Raw genomic sequence first — 16,325 nt, forward strand, 5'->3', positions numbered from 1 at the left:
GTCCTATCTAAATGGCCGCCAGGCGGTCGACCAGCGTAGCTGTGAGGAGATGTATGGAACTCAATCCGCGTCGCGTGGCGCTTTTGGTGGCGGCGAATACGGCATTGGCCCCTTTTGCGATAGATGCTTATTTGCCAGCCATGGGCGTGTTGGCGGAGAGTATCGATGCCAGCATTCACCATACCGAGCTTTCCATTAGCATGTTCTTGTTCGGCTTTGCGCTGGGGCAGCTCTGTTTTGGGCCTTTGTCGGATCGTATAGGACGCAAACCCGTCCTGCTGAGTGGGCTGGTTGTCTTTATGCTGTCCAGCTTGATGATCACCACTGCCGATAGTTTGACCTCACTGTTGATATGGCGATTCGTACAAGCACTGGGAGGCGGGGCTTGCGTGGTGAATTCGGCAGCCATTGTGCGTGACTGCTTCAGCGGGCGTGAGGCTGCCAAGGTCATGTCTACCATGGCCATGATCATGATGCTGGCCCCGCTGGTGGCTCCGGCGGTTGGGAGTCTGCTGCTGCATATTGCAGGCTGGTGGCTGATCTTCGTCTTTCTAGCGGTCTATGCTGGGTTCTTATTATGGCTGTTGGGCACGCGATTGCCTGAAACCCGTGACCCCAGTTGGCCCGCCGCCACCCCACGTCAGGTGTTGGGCAACTACGCCAGCGTGCTGCGTCACCGAGAGGGAATGGGCTACATTTGTGCGGTGGCCGCCTCTTTTGCAGGCCTGTTCGCTTTCGTGACGGCATCACCGTTTCTCTACTTAGACTACTTCTCCCTCTCTCCGGGAATTTACCCGCTGGTGTTTGGTGTCAATGTGGTCATCATTGCTCTCTCTAATCGGCTGAATATTCATCTTCTGCGTAAGCGGACGCCGCAGCAGAACCTGCGGTTTGGTTTGGCGGTACAGCTATTCGCGGCGTTGGCGTTAGTCGTCACGACGGCGCTTGGCCTGGCTTCATTACCTGTCGTGGTGGTGTTGGTAATGCTCTTCACTGGGATGATTGGACTGATTACACCCAATGCCATTTCGTCGCTGCTGGATCATTTCGGTCATATCAGCGCCACGGCCACGGCACTACTGGGGGGCATCCAGTTTAGCTGTGGCGCGTTGGCGGGTGTACTCGTGGGACTCTTCCAGGTCGAGCATCTTTGGCCAATGGTGCTAACCATGTTAGGGGCGGCGCTGCTTGGGAATATTGGGGTGAGAAAGCTTACTCGGGTGTCTTGAGCGTGATGGTATTGGAAGGGTTGGAGCTCTCGCTAGGACTTTCACTGGATAGGTGGCTTGCCTGTGCCGGGGTGCTGCTACTAGGTGCCTTCGTACAGCGTGCGACGGGGTTTGGCCTTGCCGTCGTTGGGGCGCCGCTGCTGCTGATGCTGGAGCCTCGGTTGGTGCCTGTCGTACTGGTGCTGTTTGGTTTTACGGTATCGCTAATGATGGTACGTCGCTATTGGCACGAAGTGCATCTGAGCGAGATCGGCGTGGCACTGGTGGGGCGGCTGCCGGGTAATGGGCTGGGCATCTGGCTGCTGCTGGCGGCGCCCATGGCCGTGCTGGAAACGCTGATTGCCGCCATCGTGCTGTTTGCGGTCGGTGTCACGCTGTGCCGTTTTCATGTGCCGGTGAATCGCGTCACGCTGTTCGTGGCCGGTGTGCTGTCGGGCATCTTCGGCACCGTGGCGGCGATTGGTGGGCCGCCCATCGTGCTATTGATGCACGGCTTTTCGCCCGATCGAATGCGCGGTAATTTGGCGGCCTTTTTCGTCATCACCTCGCTGTTGACTCTGGCGACGCTGGCGCTGGCGGGGCAGCTCAGCGCATGGCATTTCAAGCTGGCACTGACGTTTTTGCCTGCCGTATTGGTCGGCAATGCGTTGGCCGATGCAGTGGCCCACCGGCTGGATAAAGTGCTGCTGCAGCGCTGTTCATTGGCACTATGCACGCTAGCAGCACTGGGGCTGCTGCTTTGAAGTCCTTGGGCCAACGCTTCGTTAACATTCCTTGCTAAAAAAATTACCACTGTCATATTTCTGCAATCGTCACTGTGCAAACTCCTCGGTGTGAAAGGCCAATCGCCAACATTGCCGAACGGGTTAATTCAAGCAGCCCAGGCATGAAACCAGAGGGGACATGACGATGAAAGTAACGAAAAAGACACTTGGTGTTGTTGTTGCTGCCGCACTCGCTACCGGCGTATCGACTGCCGCCGTAGCTCGTGACACGGTGCAGATTGCCGGTTCTTCCACTGTACTTCCGTTTGCCAGTATCGTTGCCGAAGAGTTTGGTAACACCTATCCCCAGTTCAACACGCCGGTCGTCGGTTCTGGCGGCTCCGGTGGCGGTTTGCGTCAGTTCTGCCAGGGCGTTGGCGAAAACACCATTGACATCGCCAACGCTTCTCGCGCCATTCGCAGCGGCGAAGTGGCCAGCTGTAACGAAAATGGCGTCAACGAAATTCTCGAAGTGATGTTCGGCTACGATGGTATCGTGTTTGCTTCTCGTATCGACCGTGGAGAGTTCGCGTTAACGCCTGAGCACGTGTTCAAAGCCGCTGCCGCACAAGTTACCCACGAGGGTGAGTTGGTCGACAACCCCTACACTCGCTGGAACGAAATCGACAGCAGCCTACCCGATCAGGAGATCGTGTTGGTCATTCCGGCTTCCAACCACGGCACCCGTGAAGTTTTCGAAGAGAAAGTCGTGCACGCTGGCTGTGAAAGCGACGCCAACGTAGAAGGCGATGCCTGTAACTCACTGCGTGGCGATGGCCGTATCGTCGAGATCGCGGGTGACTACACCGAAACGCTGGCTCGTCTGGATGCCCAGGCAGATGCCGTTGGCGTCTTCGGTCTGAGCTTCTACGACCAGAACCGTGACCGCCTGCAAGTGGCTACTGTGGATGGCGTAACGCCCAGCCTGGAAACCATCGGTTCTGGCGAATACCCCGTTTCTCGTCCGCTGTTCTTCTACGTGAAGGGCGAGCACCTGGACGTGATTCCTGGTCTGGCCGAGTACACCGAGTTCTTCCTGAACGACATGATCTCTGGCTATGGCAGCCCGCTGGAAGACGCTGGTCTGATCCCGATGAGCGAAGAAGAGCGTGCTGAAGCACTGGCTGAGTTCCAAGCCCGTACCGTGGTAAGCGTAGAAGAGTAAGACTGCCCTTGTCGCTTGACAGCGATGTGTAGGTAGGTATCGCGCCAGCATCATGAAAATGATGCTGGCGCTTGAACGTAGGAAATCATGGGCGGAGAGAGAATGAGTAACATTGCCTTGATAGCCACGCTACTCGTGATAATGGCCTTGGCTTACCACTTAGGGTTAACACGTAGTCGCGCGGTTGCGGCAGAGCACGATGTGCGGATGCATTCGCGCCCCGGTTATTATGGAGCGTTGGTGGCCCTTTGGTGCGGGTTGCCAGCGCTTGCGCTGTTTATATTGTGGTCGCTGCTGGCACCACAGTTGATTGACATGCTGGTCGTTCAACAACTGCCCCCCGAGCTAGTGGCGGGTATGAACGAACGTGAAATGGCTACCTTGTTACGGCGCATTACTGCGCTAGCCAACGAGCGAAATGTGGCGGGTGGCGGAAGCCCCGAAGAATTAGCGGCGGCCGCTCACATGGCTCGCTTGCAGACCTTTCAGAACACGACCCTGATCGCACTGATGGCCGTTGTGGCGGTGGTGGGGCTGGTGCTTGCTCGCCGTCGCGTTTCTCCCCAATGGCGTGCACGTAACCATGTCGAAAAAGTGATCTCTATTGCGCTGGCTTCTTGCTCGGCCATTGCTATTTTCACCACCGTGGGCATCGTGCTGTCGATGCTGGGCGAAGCGCTGAAGTTCTTTAGCTTCATCAGTCCAGCAGAGTTCTTCTTTGGAACGACCTGGAATCCTCGCTTCAGTACCTCGGGTACCGATGCGCAAGGCGAATTTGGTTTACTGCCTCTGCTATGGGGCACCATGATGGTGAGTATCATTGCTTTGTTGGTGGCCATTCCTGTGGGTCTGATGACGGCGATTTACATGGCCGAGTACGCTCCCCCTTGGCTGCGTAGTGTGGCCAAGCCGATCATCGAAGTGCTGGCGGGTATTCCCACGATCGTTTACGGTTTTTTCGCGTTGATCGTCATCGGTCCGTTTTTGTCTAGCCTTGGGGATGTGGTGGGTATCAACATTCGCACCACCAGTGCACTAACGGCGGGTTTGGTGATGGGCATCATGATCATTCCATTCGTCTCGTCCTTGTCAGACGACATCATTACCCAAGTGCCTAAGTCGTTGCGCGATGGTGCGCTAGGGTTGGGTGCAACGAAGTCCGAAACGATTCGCCAAGTAGTGTTGCCTGCTGCGCTTCCAGGTATCGTCGGTGCGTTTTTGTTGGCCGCCAGCCGCGCCATTGGTGAAACCATGATCGTGGTATTGGCGGCTGGTAATAATCCGGTGCTTCACGGCAATCCGTTCGAAGCGGTGTCGACCATTACGGTGACCATCGTCAACCAGCTGACAGGGGATATGGACTTTGCCAGCCCGCAGTCGCTGGTGGCTTTTGCTCTGGGGCTGACGCTGTTCGTCATTACCCTTGGCCTGAATGTCATCGCACTGGTTGTGGTGCGTAAATACCGCCAGCAATACGAGTAAGCGACCATGTCTATTACGATTGAGCAGCGCCGTCAGCACCGTCTGACAACGATCGAAAATTCGCTGGCAAGACGTCATCGTCAAGAAAAGCGTTTCCGCTTTGCGGGTTTGGCCGCGGTAGTGATTGGCCTCACGCTTGTCACCATTCTGTTCATCAGTATTTTGATGCGCGGTGTGCCGGCATTCTGGCAGTCAACTCTGTATCCAGAAATTTACTTCGATCCTGAAGTGATTCAACTTGACGAGAAGCCCGAGCGTGCCAGTGGTGAAAGCCAGGCGGCCTTCGATGAGCGCTACACACAGTGGTTGATTCAAGCGGGAATGGTAAATTGGCAGTCGCTGATCGACCGCGCCATGGAAGAGGCGTTAGGTGTCGAGGTCGAGCCACGCCAACTGCGCGACTTACGTGCATTAGTCGCGTCGGATGAGCGTTTTTCCCTGCGCGATCAGTTCGTCGAGAATCCTTCCCTGTTGGGTCAGACCGTCGAAGTTAAAATGCTGGCCGCTGCGGATGTCGATGTCTGGATAAAAGGCAATATCGACCGCTCCCTGCCGGATTCACGCCAGCAGCTAAGCGCTCAAACGCGCGAGTGGGCGGATCGTCTTTACGATGAAAATGTCATTCGTAACTCTTTCAGCACCTCGTTGTTCCTCAATACGGACTCGCGCAGCTCGCCTGCTTCGGCAGGCCTAGCAGGCGCGTTTATGGGGTCGCTGTTCATGATGCTGATCGTGATCGTGCTATCGGTACCGATTGGTGTGGCTAGCGCCATCTACCTCGAAGAGTTCGCTCCCAAGAACCGGCTGACCGATCTCGTCGAGATCAATATCAATAACTTGGCGGCAGTGCCCTCCATCGTGTTTGGCTTGCTGGGGGCCTCCATCTTCATTGGCTATCTGGGCTTGCCGCTATCAGCCCCGCTGGTGGGTGGCCTGGTGCTGACGCTGATGACCTTGCCGACCATCATTATCGCGACTCGGGCTTCGCTGCGCTCTATTCCTCCCTCCATACGCCAGGCGGCCTTGGGAATTGGAGCGTCGAGAGTGCAGACCGTTTTCCATCATGTGCTGCCTTTGGCGCTGCCCGGTATTCTGACGGGTTCCATTCTGGGCGTTGCCCAGGCGCTGGGTGAGACGGCGCCGCTGCTGTTGATCGGCATGAATGCATTCGTATCCAACGTGCCTGCTACGCCGTTGGACCAGTCTGCTGCGCTACCCGTGCAAATCTATCTATGGCAGGGTAACGAGCTACGTAATTTCTTCGAAGCGCGTACGTCAGCGGCCATCATTGTACTGCTGGGGTTGATGCTGAGCCTGAATGCACTGGCAATCTGGCTGCGTAAAAAATTCGAGACGAGGTGGTAAGTGAATACTTCAACAGAGCCAAAGACATCCCCTATGGTGAGCGTAGGCGCTGGCGAGAGCCGCACCAGTAAAGCCACTGACACGGTCAAGATGAGCGCCCAGAACGTCAAGGTCTTTTACGGTGCCAGCCAAGCGATCAACGGCATCGACTTGGACGTGTACGAAAACGAGGTGTTGGCGTTCATCGGGCCTTCTGGCTGCGGTAAGTCTACCTTTCTGCGCTGTTTGAACCGTATGAACGATACCATCGACATCTGTCGGGTGGAGGGCAAGATCACCCTGGATGACAAGGACATCTATGCGCCGGATCGCGATGTCGTGTTGCTACGCGCTCAAGTAGGTATCGTGTTTCAAAAGCCTAACCCGTTCCCCAAGTCGATTTATGAGAACATCGCCTATGGTCCGCGTTTGCACGGGCTGGCAAAACGCAAGGCGGAGTTGGATGACATCGTCGAAAGTAGCTTACGCCGTGCAGGCCTCTGGGACGAAGTGAAAGATCGCCTCGATCAGCCGGGGACCGGTTTATCGGGGGGGCAACAGCAGCGCCTGTGCATTGCCCGTACCGTGGCCGTTAGCCCGGACGTCATTTTGATGGACGAACCCTGTTCGGCCCTGGATCCTATCGCGACGGCCAAGGTCGAGCAACTGATCGATGAACTCAGCGAGAGCTACACCATCGTCATGGTGACGCACAACATGCAGCAGGCGGCACGCGTGGCGGATCGCACGGCGTTCTTCCACATGGGTGACCTGGTGGAAGTCGATAGCACCGACGAAATCTTCACTAATCCGCAAGACCAGCGTACCCACGACTACATCACGGGGCGCTTCGGATGATGTAGCGCCGCTCACTCCCTATCGCGCAGGCGGCTTGTCGCCTGCGCGATAGAACACTGCTTTTTTTTGATCTTTAATATATGATTTTTCATATATCTAGCTCGCTTTGCTCTGGAGGTTCAGCATGTCACTACGCATTGGTATCAACGGATTTGGCCGTATTGGTCGTTTGGCACTGCGCAGTCTGTGGGCGCGAGCCGCTGCCGACGAGGTAACGCTGGTGCGCATCAACGACCCCGGCGGCGATGCGGCGACGTTTGCCCATTTGCTGGAGTTTGACTCGGTACACGGCCAGTGGGCGCCGGGGCAGGGCATCGATGCCGCCCCAGAGGCGATCACCATCGATGGCCGTACTATCGCTTTTAGCGCCCACAAGACGATTGCCGAAGGTGATTGGTCCGGGTGCGATGTGGTGATCGAATGCTCCGGCAAAATGAAAACCACGGAGAAGCTGCAGGCCTACCTGGATCAGGGGGTCGATCGTGTGGTGGTGAGTGCGCCGGTCAAGGAGGAGGGCGTGCTCAACGTAGTGGTGGGTGTCAACGATCATCTGTTCGAACCCGCTACGCACCGCATCGTCACCGCGGCCAGCTGCACCACCAACTGTCTGGCCCCCGTGGTCAAGGTCATTCTAGAGACGTTCGGCATCCGTCATGGTTCCATGACCACGGTGCACGACATTACCAATACCCAGACGATTCTGGACGCACCGCACAAGGACCTACGCCGGGCGCGCGCCTGCGGCATGAGCCTGATTCCCACCACCACCGGTTCGGCCAAGGCAATCACGGCCATCTTCCCTGAGCTGACCGGCAAGCTGAACGGCCATGCGATTCGCGTGCCGCTGGCCAATGCCTCGTTGACCGATATGGTATTCGAGCTCGAGCGCGAGGTAACCGTCGAGGAGGTCAATCAGGCGCTCAAGATGGCCGCAGAGGGGCCCTTGAAGGGGATTCTGGGTTACGAGGAGCGGCCGCTGGTGTCCATCGACTATCGCACCGACCCACGCAGCTCGATCATCGATGCACTCTCGACCATGGTGGTGAATGGTACGCAGTTGAAGCTCTACGCCTGGTACGACAACGAGTGGGGCTATGCCAACCGCACCGCTGAGCTTGCCTGGATGGTGGGCAAGGAGCAGGCGCGCCGTGGCTGAGTCGCTCAGGGCACGCATCGGCGCACTGCCTTTCGACGTGCGCCAGTACATGCTGATCACGGGCAACTACTGGGCGTTTACCATCACCGATGGGGCCCTGCGGATGCTGGTCGTGATGTACTTCCACCAGTTGGGTTACTCGCCGCTGCAAATCGCCATGCTGTTTCTGTTCTACGAAGCGTTTGGCGTGGTGACCAATCTGGTGGGTGGCTGGTTGGGTGCGCGGTTGGGGCTCAACCGCACCATGAACGTGGGGCTGGGGCTGCAGATCGTGGCGCTTGCCATGCTTATGGTGCCTGCCGGGATGCTCACCGTCGTTTGGGTCATGACGGCCCAGGCGCTGTCGGGTATTGCCAAAGACTTGAACAAGATGAGCGCCAAAAGCGCGGTGAAAGTGCTGGTGCCTGCAGATAGTGCCAATGCCAACAGCGCCCTGTACCGCTGGGTAGCGATGTTGACCGGCTCCAAAAATGCCCTGAAAGGGCTGGGCTTTTTTGTGGGCGGCGTGCTGCTAACGCTGATCGGCTTTCGCGGCGCGGTGGTGGCCATGGCGCTGATGCTGGGTGCCGTGCTGTGGCTGTCGCTGTGGCGGTTGAAGGCTGATCTCGGCAAACAGAAGGTCAAGCCAAAGTTTTCCGAGATTTTCTCCAAGTCCCGCGCCATCAATGTGCTTTCGGCGGCGCGCTTCTGCTTGTTTGCCTCTCGGGACGTGTGGTTTGTCGTGGCCTTGCCGGTCTTCCTTTATGATCAGCATGGCTGGAGCCACTGGACCGTGGGTGGGCTGTTGGCTGCCTGGATCATTGGTTACGGCGGCGTGCAGACCCAGGCGCCCAGGCTCACCGCACTGTTCCATGGAGATGCTCGTATGCTCACGGCTGGCTGGGCAGCCGCGCTTGCCGTGCTCGCCATTCTGCTGGCTCTGCTGCCTCTGGCACAGGTGGGGTGGCTGGTAGTGGGGCTGCTGGCCTTCGGCGTGCTGTTTGCCGTCAACTCCAGCTGGCACAGCTATCTGATCGTCCACTATGCCCGTGCCGATGGCGTGTCCATGGACGTAGGCTTCTACTACATGGCCAACGCCATGGGCCGCCTGGTCGGCACGCTGCTCTCGGGGTGGCTCTACATGGCCTATGGTTTGAGTGCGTGCCTGTGGGTGGCGGCGGCGCTGGTGGCTGCCAGCGCGCTCATGGCACTGGCGCTGCCCCGGCAGGTGGCCGGCGCGTAGCGGCATGTTGGCATAAGTCTGGTCAGAACGCGCTTCATGAGTCATGAAGCGCGCTGTGAATCAGTCGATCAGCTCGACCGCCACGGCGGTTGCTTCACCGCCACCAATGCACAAGCTGGCGATACCGCGTTTGCCCCCTTTCTGGCGCAAGGCATGAATCAGCGTGGCAATGATGCGTGAGCCGGTAGAGCCGATGGGATGCCCCTGGGCACAGGCGCCGCCAAACACGTTGACCTTTTCATGAGGCAGGCCCAGATCATCCATCGCCATCAGCGTGACGACCGCAAAGGCTTCGTTGATTTCGAACAGGTCCACATCATTGACGCCCCAGCCAAGCTTTTTCATCAGCTTCTCGATGGCTCCTACCGGCGCGATGGTAAATTCGCTGGGATGACGCGAGTGGGTGGCATGTCCCAGCATCCTGGCCAGCGGTTTGACACCGTGACGCTGGGCTGCTTCATGGCTCGATAAAATCAGCGCCGAGGCGCCGTCGGAGATCGAGCTGGCATTGGCGGCGGTAATGGTGCCGTCTTTTGCAAACGCTGGGCGCAGCTGGCGAATCTTGTCCAATTTGGCCTGAAAGGGCTGCTCATCGTGGCTCACCACGGTTTCACCCTGGCGGGTCGTCACGGTGACGGGCGCCATCTCGGCATCCAGATCGCCATGGTTGGTGGCGGACATGGCCCGCTCCAGCGAGGCAATCGCGAAATCGTCCAGCCGTTCTCGGGTGTAGCCACGCTCGGTGGCCACCTCTTGCGCAAAGACCCCCATCAGCTTTCCGGTTTCGGCATCTTCCAGGCCATCGAGAAACATGTGGTCCTTCAGCTCGCCGTGGCCCAGACGATAGCCGCCGCGTGCTTTGGTCAGCACATGGGGGGCATTCGACATGGATTCCATGCCGCCCGCCAGCACTATTTCTCCACTGCCCGCCTTGATCAGGTCATGGGCCAACATGGCCGCTTTCATGCCAGAGCCGCAGAGTTTATTGATGGTCGTGGCACCATTGGCATCGGGAATGCCCGCTTGGCGCATCGCTTGGCGCGCAGGGCCTTGTTTGACGCCCGCTGGTAGCACGCAGCCCAGGATGCCCTCTTCAATGGTGGCGGCCTCAATGCCCGCCCGCTCGATGGCAGCGCGGATGGCAACGGCGGCAAGTTCAGGGGCACTCATACTAGACAGGCTGCCCATCATGCCGCCCATCGGGGTGCGGGTGGCAGATAAAAAAACAATGTCGGTAGCGCGACTCATGACCTATCTCCTGATAGCTTTTTTGTGATTATCGAGCTGAGTAGTTAGCGATGCGTTGACCCATTCGCGGGGCTGTGGTTTTCTCCTGACTAACCAAGCAAGCGCTAGTGTAAATGACATGAATGTAATGAATGCATCTCCTCGCCGCAAGGAATTGACGCGCTTAGCTGCTCAGCTATTCGTCCAAGAGGGCTTTGATCGCACCACGGTGCGCATGTTGGCGCAGGAAATGGGCATTAAGTCGGGTAGCCTGTTTCATCACTTCAAAGATAAGCAAGAAATTCTGGCAGCGGTGATCGAAGAGGGTACCCAAAATGCGCTTGCCATCGCGAAAGCTGCGCTTCAGTCCTGTCCCGACGGCGCAGAAGCACGGCTACATGCTATGGCAAGAGCTCATCTGGAAACACTGTTTGCAGACCGTAACGCCCATGTCGTCGCACTGTTCGAGTGGCGGCGATTGGACCCTGCTGCCAGCGCGCATTTGAGTCATCTGCGGGATGCTTACGAGGCTCTGTGGGTCGAGGTGATCGATGACGCCTTGGCGGCCGGGCTGATTCATGGTGACCGCTTTCTCGTTTCTCGCTTCATCTTAGGAGCGTTGAACTGGACTGTCCGTTGGTATGACCCCAACGGTCCTCGAACGCCAGACGACCTTGCCGACGAGCTGGTGGCGATGATCCTATCGCGGTGAGCCTAACAGCGAGGCTTCTGTTCGGTCGACCAACGTCTAAGCTTGTTGCGGCGCTTGCGGCTTGCGCAATAGGTGAAATACTTTTAGCGTTGGTCTATTGGCAGGCTTCCGTTAACGTAAACTGATAATAAAGCTGACAGCGCGTGGAGTTTTGCCTGCTTGAGTGCTCACGACCAACAACATAAGAGAGCCGTCATGACAGCAACATCATCGTCACTTCCCTCGTATTCTTCATTTGTCGAGAAATTTTCAATAGAGAGTGTCGTCGCCAAGTTGGACGACCATCAAGATGGTTACCTGAACGCCTATGAAGCATGCTGCGGAAGGCATGTGCGCCAAGGCCGCGGTGATGTGTTAGCGCTGGTGCATGAAGACACCCAAGGCCAGACCCATACGCTGACCTATGCCGAGCTTGACAGCCAAAGTAGCCAGCTAGCGGGCTGGTTCATAAGCCAAGGGCTTGGTGAGGGCGACCGAATTGCCTGTATGCTGCCTCGTTCTGTCAATTTGCTGGTCGCCGTGCTGGCGACCTGGCGAATCGGTGCGGTCTATCAGCCACTGTTCACCGCTTTTGGCCCTGATGCAGTTGACTATCGGCTCGGTCGTGCTGATACCAAGTTAGTGATTACGGATCACGCCAATCGCTATAAATTTGATGGATTGAGCCAGTGCCCACCCGTATTAGCCGTGGGTGGTGCGACCAGTGAGCATGGCGATGACCTCGATTGGCAAACGGCATTGACGTATACGTCAATGAGCGATGCGCCACCGCGCCTGTCGCCAGATCAGCCCTTTCTGCAAATGTTCACTTCGGGGACGGTGGGCAAGCCAAAGGGCGTTGCCGTGCCTTTAGCAGGCATGACGGCTTTCGCGCTTTATATGGAGCTCGCTGTGGATCTGCGCGAGGAAGACCGTTTTTGGAACATGGCAGATCCAGGTTGGGCCTATGGCCTTTATTACGCCATAGCGGGGCCGCTGCTACTTGGAGTCACGACCCACTTTTACGAGGCAGGCTTCAGCGCAGAAGGGGCGCTGGCGTTCATGAAGCGCCATCAGATCACCAATTTTGCTGCGGCACCCACGGCTTACCGTTTGATGAAAGCATCTGGGTTATTCGATGACGTGCATCAAACGTTATCACTGCGGGCGGCCAGCTCCGCTGGAGAACCGCTCAATACCGAGGTGGTCACCTGGGTGGAAAAATCGTTGGGCTGTCCGGTGATGGATCATTATGGCCAGACGGAAACGGGCATGACCTGTAATAACCATCACTCTCTTGACCATCCTAAGCACGTGGGGGCCATGGGAGTACCGATGCCGGGCTACCGATTGGCCATTCTCGATGCCGAGTACAATGAGCTGCCGCCCGGTGAACCAGGTGTGCTTGCGGTGGACATTAAGAATTCTCCGGCTCACTTTTTCCAAGGATATACTTGGCAGGAGAAAGATCCCTTCGTTAATGGCTATTACCTGACCGGCGATGTAGTGATTCGTAACGAAGATGGTTCGTTTCAGTTTGCTGGTAGGGACGATGACATCATCACCACGGCGGGCTACCGAGTGGGACCAACGGACGTAGAGAATAGCGTCATGACGCACCCGGCAGTGGCAGAGTCCGCCGCCGTTGGCCAGCCAGATGAGATTCGTGGCGAGATCATCAAATCCTATATCGTACTTCGCGATGGCTACGAGCCCAGCGATGCGCTGGCGGAAGAGATTCGTCAGCAAGTACGTGAACGGCTCTCTACGCATGCTTTTCCTCGTATCATCGAGTTCGTCGATGAGCTGCCCAAAACGCCCAGCGGCAAGATTCAGCGCTTCAAACTGCGTGCTCAAGCGGCCGAACAAGTGCGCCACAGCTCATAATTCACAGGATATCATTCACAGGAAGAGTGCCATGCAGGTCCAGGATCGTACGTTTTTGATTACCGGCGCTGCGTCGGGTTTGGGTGCCGCCACGGCCGAACGGCTGGTAAAGGCGGGCGGGAAGGTAGTGCTGTGCGACATGAGTGATCGTGTGACGGACCTTGCCTTTCAGTTGGGCGCTCAGGCGCAAGCATGCATCGCCGACATTACCTCCGCCGACACCATGCAGGAGGCGGTGAACAAAGCCGTTGCGCTGGGGGGCGAAAGCGGTCTTTCGGGGGTGGTTCATTGTGCGGGTGTGGTCAGCGTGGCCAAGCTGGTGGATCGGCAAGGCAACCCAGCAGATCTCGAGGGCTATGCGCGCACGATTCAGATCAATCTGGTAGGCACTTTCAATGTCATGCGGCTGGCGGCCGCCGCCATGGCCAGCAACCCGCCAGACCAAGGGGGTGAGCGTGGCGTCATCATCAATACCGCATCGATTGCCGCGTTCGATGGGCAAGTCGGTCAGTGCGCCTACAGTGCCTCTAAGGCGGGGGTCGTGGGCATGAGCTTGCCTGCTGCCAGAGAGCTGTCGCGCCACGCGATTCGTGTCATGGCCATTGCGCCAGGGGTGTTCGAAACCCCGATGATGAGCGAGATACCGGATGAAGCCGCCCAAGCGTTGGCCGCTGCGGTGCCTTTTCCCAAGCGTTTGGGCAAGGCCGACGAGTTTGCGCTGCTGGCCGAGCAGATCATCACCAACCCGATGCTCAATGGTGAAGTGATTCGCCTGGATGGTGGTATCCGCATGCAGTGATTTACGCTCAGTAAGCTCTGATAAACAGCCTGCTCGGTTTTTTCGGGCGGGCTTTTTTTTATTTTCAAACCATGACGTTACTAAGGTAAAGACCAAAGTTGTAGTCGGTTTTTCGATTTAATTCAAACGACTGCTTGACTGTGTCGGGTCTGCGCGCTAATTTTCAAACATATGTTTGAAAGTGGCTGCTGAGTACCGGCTCTTTCAGCCCCCGTTTAGGAGAAGTGACATGCCGAGCTATCAAGCCCCCCTACGTGACATGCGTTTCGTGATGAACGAAATGTTTGATTACCCAAGCCACTATGTGGCACTGCCGAATGGTGAAGAAGCGTCTCCTGACGTCGTTGGGGCGATTCTGGAGGAGGGCGCCCGTTTTGCTCGTGACGTTCTGCTGCCATTGAACCAGAGCGGTGATGAAGAGGGCTGCCTGCTGGAAGGTGGGGAGGTCAAAGCGCCCCGTGGTTTCAAGGAGGCCTACCAGCAGTATGTCGAAGGGGGTTGGCCAAGCCTCGCGGCGGACCCTGAGCAAGGCGGACAAGGGCTGCCGCCTTCGCTGGCCATGATGCTCTCCGAAATGATCTGCGCCACCAATCTGGCATGGGGCATGTACCCGGGACTTTCCCACGGCGCTGCAGACGCGCTGCGTCATCACGGAACCGATGCCCAAAAGGCCACTTACCTCACCAAGCTGGTCGAAGGCGTCTGGACCGGCACCATGTGCTTGACCGAACCCCATTGCGGTACCGATCTCGGGCTGATCAAGACCCGTGCGGTTCCTGCGGAGGACGACGCGTATCAGATCACCGGCACCAAGATCTTCATTTCTGCCGGTGAGCACAATCTGGCCGAGAACATCGTCCATCTGGTGCTGGCCAAGCTGCCGGATGCGCCGGAAGGCTCCAAAGGCATTTCACTGTTCGTCGTACCCAAGTTCCTGCCCGATGCCGAGGGCAACCCCGGGCAGCGTAACGGTGTCAGCTGTGGCTCTCTCGAGCACAAGATGGGTATTCACGGCAACGCAACGTGCGTCATGAACTTCGATGGTGCCACGGGCTACCTGGTAGGCGCGCCGAACAAAGGGTTGGCCTGCATGTTCACCATGATGAATGCGGCCCGTCTGGGCGTGGGGATTCAAGGCCTTGGTCTGATGGAGGCCAGCTTCCAGAACTCGCTCAGCTATGCCCGTGATCGTTTGCAGATGCGTGGCCTTTCAGGTGTTCAGGCCCCTGATAAAGCTGCCGACCCGATCATCGTCCATCCCGACGTGCGTCGCATGCTGCTGACCCAAAAAGCCTTTGCCGAAGGCGGGCGCATGCTGGTGCTGTACACCGCCCAGATGCTGGATGTGGTCGAGCATGGCGCAGCAGGCGAAGAGAAGGAGCGTGCCGAGACCTTGCTGGGTCTGCTGACGCCGATCGTGAAGGCCTTCCTGACGGAAGTGGGCTTCGAGTGTACCAATGAAGGCGTGCAGATTTTTGGCGGTCACGGTTTCATCAAAGAGTGGGGCATGGAGCAACTGGTACGTGATGCTCGTATCACGCGCCTCTATGAAGGCACGACCGGTATCCAGGCGCTGGACCTGCTGGGTCGCAAGGTGCTGATGAGCCAGGGTGAATCCCTCAAGGTCTTCACCAAGGAGATTCACAAGTTCTGCCAGGCCGAAGCCGACAACCCTGCGCTCAAGGAATTCATCGAGCCGCTGGCCAAGCTCAATGCCCAGTGGGGTGAGCTCACCATGGGTATCGGTATGAAGGCCATGCAGGATCGTGAAGAAGTAGGGGCCGCCAGCGTCGATTACCTGATGTACTCCGGCTATGTCGCTGTCGCCTATCTGTTTGCTCGCGCTGCCAAGCAAGCCGCTAGCGCACAGGGGGGTGAGGATGCGGCTTTCTACACCGCCAAACTAAATACGGCGCGTTTCTACTACCAGCGTCTGCTGCCACGTACCAAGGCGCACGCCGCCATGATCCAGGCAGGTGCCGGTAGCTTGATGGCGATTTCCAGCGAAGATTTTGGTCTGGGCTTCGAGATCTGAGCCCATGCCTTTGCCAGGCACTCTCTGGTCAGGGTACTGATCGGTGGTTTGCGGCAGGTTTGCCCTCGGGCATTGCCTGCCGCTTTTTTATCTCGGCTATTTGAAAAATTTTTCACATTAGCCCTTGCCAACCCGGCATTGAATCCGTAAAGTACGCATCCGCTGCCGGGGACGCCCAGCGTTACCAGCGGTGATGAGGTTGAAAAACCTCTTGTTTGTCAGGAAGTTAGAGCTCTGTAGTAGGTTGATCAGATCGCTCGCTTCGCCCGCTGAAAACAGCGGTTGACAAACGCCACGGAATGCGTAGAATACTCCTTCCTCGCTGAGGCAACACGGGTCGGTCATCGAGCCCGCCGCAGCGACATTAAGAAAGTTGCTCTTTAACAATTTGATCAGGTAATTCATGTGGGCGCTTGCCGATGAGGGTGATAAATCACCTATTATCAAGGCAAGCGACTCGTCAAAC

At 57.4% G+C, this 16,325-nt stretch carries 14 protein-coding genes; 12 read left to right on the plus strand and 2 right to left on the minus strand.

Going from position 1 to position 16,325, the window contains the following annotated elements:
- Nucleotides 1-53: 53 nt before the first annotated feature.
- The 8 genes from MHM37_RS15950 (at nucleotide 54) to arsJ (ending at nucleotide 9,220) form a co-directional block, all read left to right on the plus strand.
- Nucleotides 54-1,229 carry a multidrug effflux MFS transporter gene (locus MHM37_RS15950; RefSeq protein WP_139525636.1) on the plus strand — a complete coding sequence of 392 codons (1,176 nt, stop codon included), beginning with the start codon at nucleotides 54-56 and terminating at the stop codon, nucleotides 1,227-1,229.
- Nucleotides 1,230-1,234: 5 nt separating this feature from the next.
- Nucleotides 1,235-1,972, plus strand: a complete 738-nt coding sequence (locus tag MHM37_RS15955; RefSeq protein WP_139525678.1) for a sulfite exporter TauE/SafE family protein — start codon at nucleotides 1,235-1,237, stop codon at nucleotides 1,970-1,972.
- 166 nt (nucleotides 1,973-2,138) lie between these two features.
- A complete protein-coding gene (locus MHM37_RS15960) occupies nucleotides 2,139-3,158 on the plus strand; it encodes a substrate-binding domain-containing protein (protein WP_239297299.1) in 1,020 nt (339 codons plus the stop codon).
- Between the two features lie 102 nt (nucleotides 3,159-3,260).
- Complete coding sequence (gene pstC / locus MHM37_RS15965) at nucleotides 3,261-4,640, plus strand: phosphate ABC transporter permease subunit PstC (RefSeq protein WP_219863265.1); 1,380 nt, start codon at nucleotides 3,261-3,263, stop codon at nucleotides 4,638-4,640.
- A 6-nt stretch (nucleotides 4,641-4,646) separates the two neighbouring features.
- Entirely contained in the window at nucleotides 4,647-6,005 is a 1,359-nt protein-coding gene (gene pstA, locus MHM37_RS15970) for a phosphate ABC transporter permease PstA (protein ID WP_139525639.1), read from the plus strand.
- A 90-nt stretch (nucleotides 6,006-6,095) separates the two neighbouring features.
- Nucleotides 6,096-6,842 (plus strand): phosphate ABC transporter ATP-binding protein PstB, encoded by a 747-nt coding sequence (pstB, locus tag MHM37_RS15975; RefSeq protein WP_231125546.1) that lies wholly within the window; start codon nucleotides 6,096-6,098, stop codon nucleotides 6,840-6,842.
- A gap of 124 nt (nucleotides 6,843-6,966) precedes the next feature.
- On the plus strand, nucleotides 6,967-7,998 hold the full coding sequence (locus MHM37_RS15980) for an ArsJ-associated glyceraldehyde-3-phosphate dehydrogenase (RefSeq protein ID WP_139525640.1): 1,032 nt from the start codon (nucleotides 6,967-6,969) through the stop codon (nucleotides 7,996-7,998).
- Nucleotides 7,991-9,220: an organoarsenical effux MFS transporter ArsJ gene (gene arsJ, locus MHM37_RS15985; RefSeq protein ID WP_239297300.1), complete on the plus strand. Its 1,230-nt coding sequence runs from the start codon at nucleotides 7,991-7,993 to the stop codon at nucleotides 9,218-9,220. Before MHM37_RS15980 ends, arsJ begins: the two co-directional genes overlap by 8 nt.
- 60 nt (nucleotides 9,221-9,280) lie before the next feature.
- Here the strand turns inward: arsJ and MHM37_RS15990 are convergent, their stop codons facing one another.
- Nucleotides 9,281-10,468 (minus strand): acetyl-CoA C-acyltransferase, encoded by a 1,188-nt coding sequence (locus MHM37_RS15990; protein ID WP_239297302.1) that lies wholly within the window; start codon nucleotides 10,466-10,468, stop codon nucleotides 9,281-9,283.
- 127 nt (nucleotides 10,469-10,595) lie between these two features.
- Here MHM37_RS15990 and MHM37_RS15995 point away from each other — a divergent pair, with 127 nt between their 5' ends.
- The 4 genes from MHM37_RS15995 (at nucleotide 10,596) to MHM37_RS16010 (ending at nucleotide 15,859) form a co-directional block, all read left to right on the plus strand.
- Nucleotides 10,596-11,159, plus strand: a complete 564-nt coding sequence (locus tag MHM37_RS15995; protein WP_139525647.1) for a TetR/AcrR family transcriptional regulator — start codon at nucleotides 10,596-10,598, stop codon at nucleotides 11,157-11,159.
- 195 nt (nucleotides 11,160-11,354) lie between these two features.
- Nucleotides 11,355-13,025, plus strand: a complete 1,671-nt coding sequence (locus MHM37_RS16000; protein WP_239297304.1) for an AMP-binding protein — start codon at nucleotides 11,355-11,357, stop codon at nucleotides 13,023-13,025.
- A 31-nt stretch (nucleotides 13,026-13,056) separates the two neighbouring features.
- A complete protein-coding gene (locus tag MHM37_RS16005) occupies nucleotides 13,057-13,824 on the plus strand; it encodes an SDR family NAD(P)-dependent oxidoreductase (protein ID WP_239297306.1) in 768 nt (255 codons plus the stop codon).
- Between the two features lie 229 nt (nucleotides 13,825-14,053).
- The gene (locus MHM37_RS16010) at nucleotides 14,054-15,859 is read left to right on the plus strand and encodes an acyl-CoA dehydrogenase C-terminal domain-containing protein (RefSeq protein WP_239297308.1); all 1,806 of its coding nucleotides are present in this window, start codon (nucleotides 14,054-14,056) and stop codon (nucleotides 15,857-15,859) included.
- Nucleotides 15,860-15,976: 117 nt separating this feature from the next.
- Here MHM37_RS16010 and MHM37_RS16015 read toward each other — a convergent pair.
- A partial coding sequence (locus MHM37_RS16015; RefSeq protein WP_239297309.1) for a hypothetical protein occupies nucleotides 15,977-16,325 on the minus strand: 349 nt, incomplete at its 5' end.

The organism is Halomonas sp. MMH1-48, from assembly GCF_022348105.1.
GTDB classification, from domain to species: Bacteria; Pseudomonadota; Gammaproteobacteria; order Pseudomonadales; family Halomonadaceae; genus Vreelandella; species Vreelandella piezotolerans.

Coding starts and splice junctions, on each gene's coding strand:
- MHM37_RS15950 (WP_139525636.1), top strand. CDS start 54: ATGGAACTCAATCCGCGTCGCGTGGCGCTTTTGGTGGCGGCGAATACG.
- MHM37_RS15955 (WP_139525678.1), top strand. CDS start 1,235: ATGGTATTGGAAGGGTTGGAGCTCTCGCTAGGACTTTCACTGGATAGG.
- MHM37_RS15960 (WP_239297299.1), top strand. CDS start 2,139: ATGAAAGTAACGAAAAAGACACTTGGTGTTGTTGTTGCTGCCGCACTC.
- pstC (WP_219863265.1), top strand. CDS start 3,261: ATGAGTAACATTGCCTTGATAGCCACGCTACTCGTGATAATGGCCTTG.
- pstA (WP_139525639.1), top strand. CDS start 4,647: ATGTCTATTACGATTGAGCAGCGCCGTCAGCACCGTCTGACAACGATC.
- pstB (WP_231125546.1), top strand. CDS start 6,096: ATGAGCGCCCAGAACGTCAAGGTCTTTTACGGTGCCAGCCAAGCGATC.
- MHM37_RS15980 (WP_139525640.1), top strand. CDS start 6,967: ATGTCACTACGCATTGGTATCAACGGATTTGGCCGTATTGGTCGTTTG.
- MHM37_RS15990 (WP_239297302.1), bottom strand. CDS start 10,468: ATGAGTCGCGCTACCGACATTGTTTTTTTATCTGCCACCCGCACCCCG.
- MHM37_RS15995 (WP_139525647.1), top strand. CDS start 10,596: ATGAATGCATCTCCTCGCCGCAAGGAATTGACGCGCTTAGCTGCTCAG.
- MHM37_RS16000 (WP_239297304.1), top strand. CDS start 11,355: ATGACAGCAACATCATCGTCACTTCCCTCGTATTCTTCATTTGTCGAG.
- MHM37_RS16005 (WP_239297306.1), top strand. CDS start 13,057: ATGCAGGTCCAGGATCGTACGTTTTTGATTACCGGCGCTGCGTCGGGT.
- MHM37_RS16010 (WP_239297308.1), top strand. CDS start 14,054: ATGCCGAGCTATCAAGCCCCCCTACGTGACATGCGTTTCGTGATGAAC.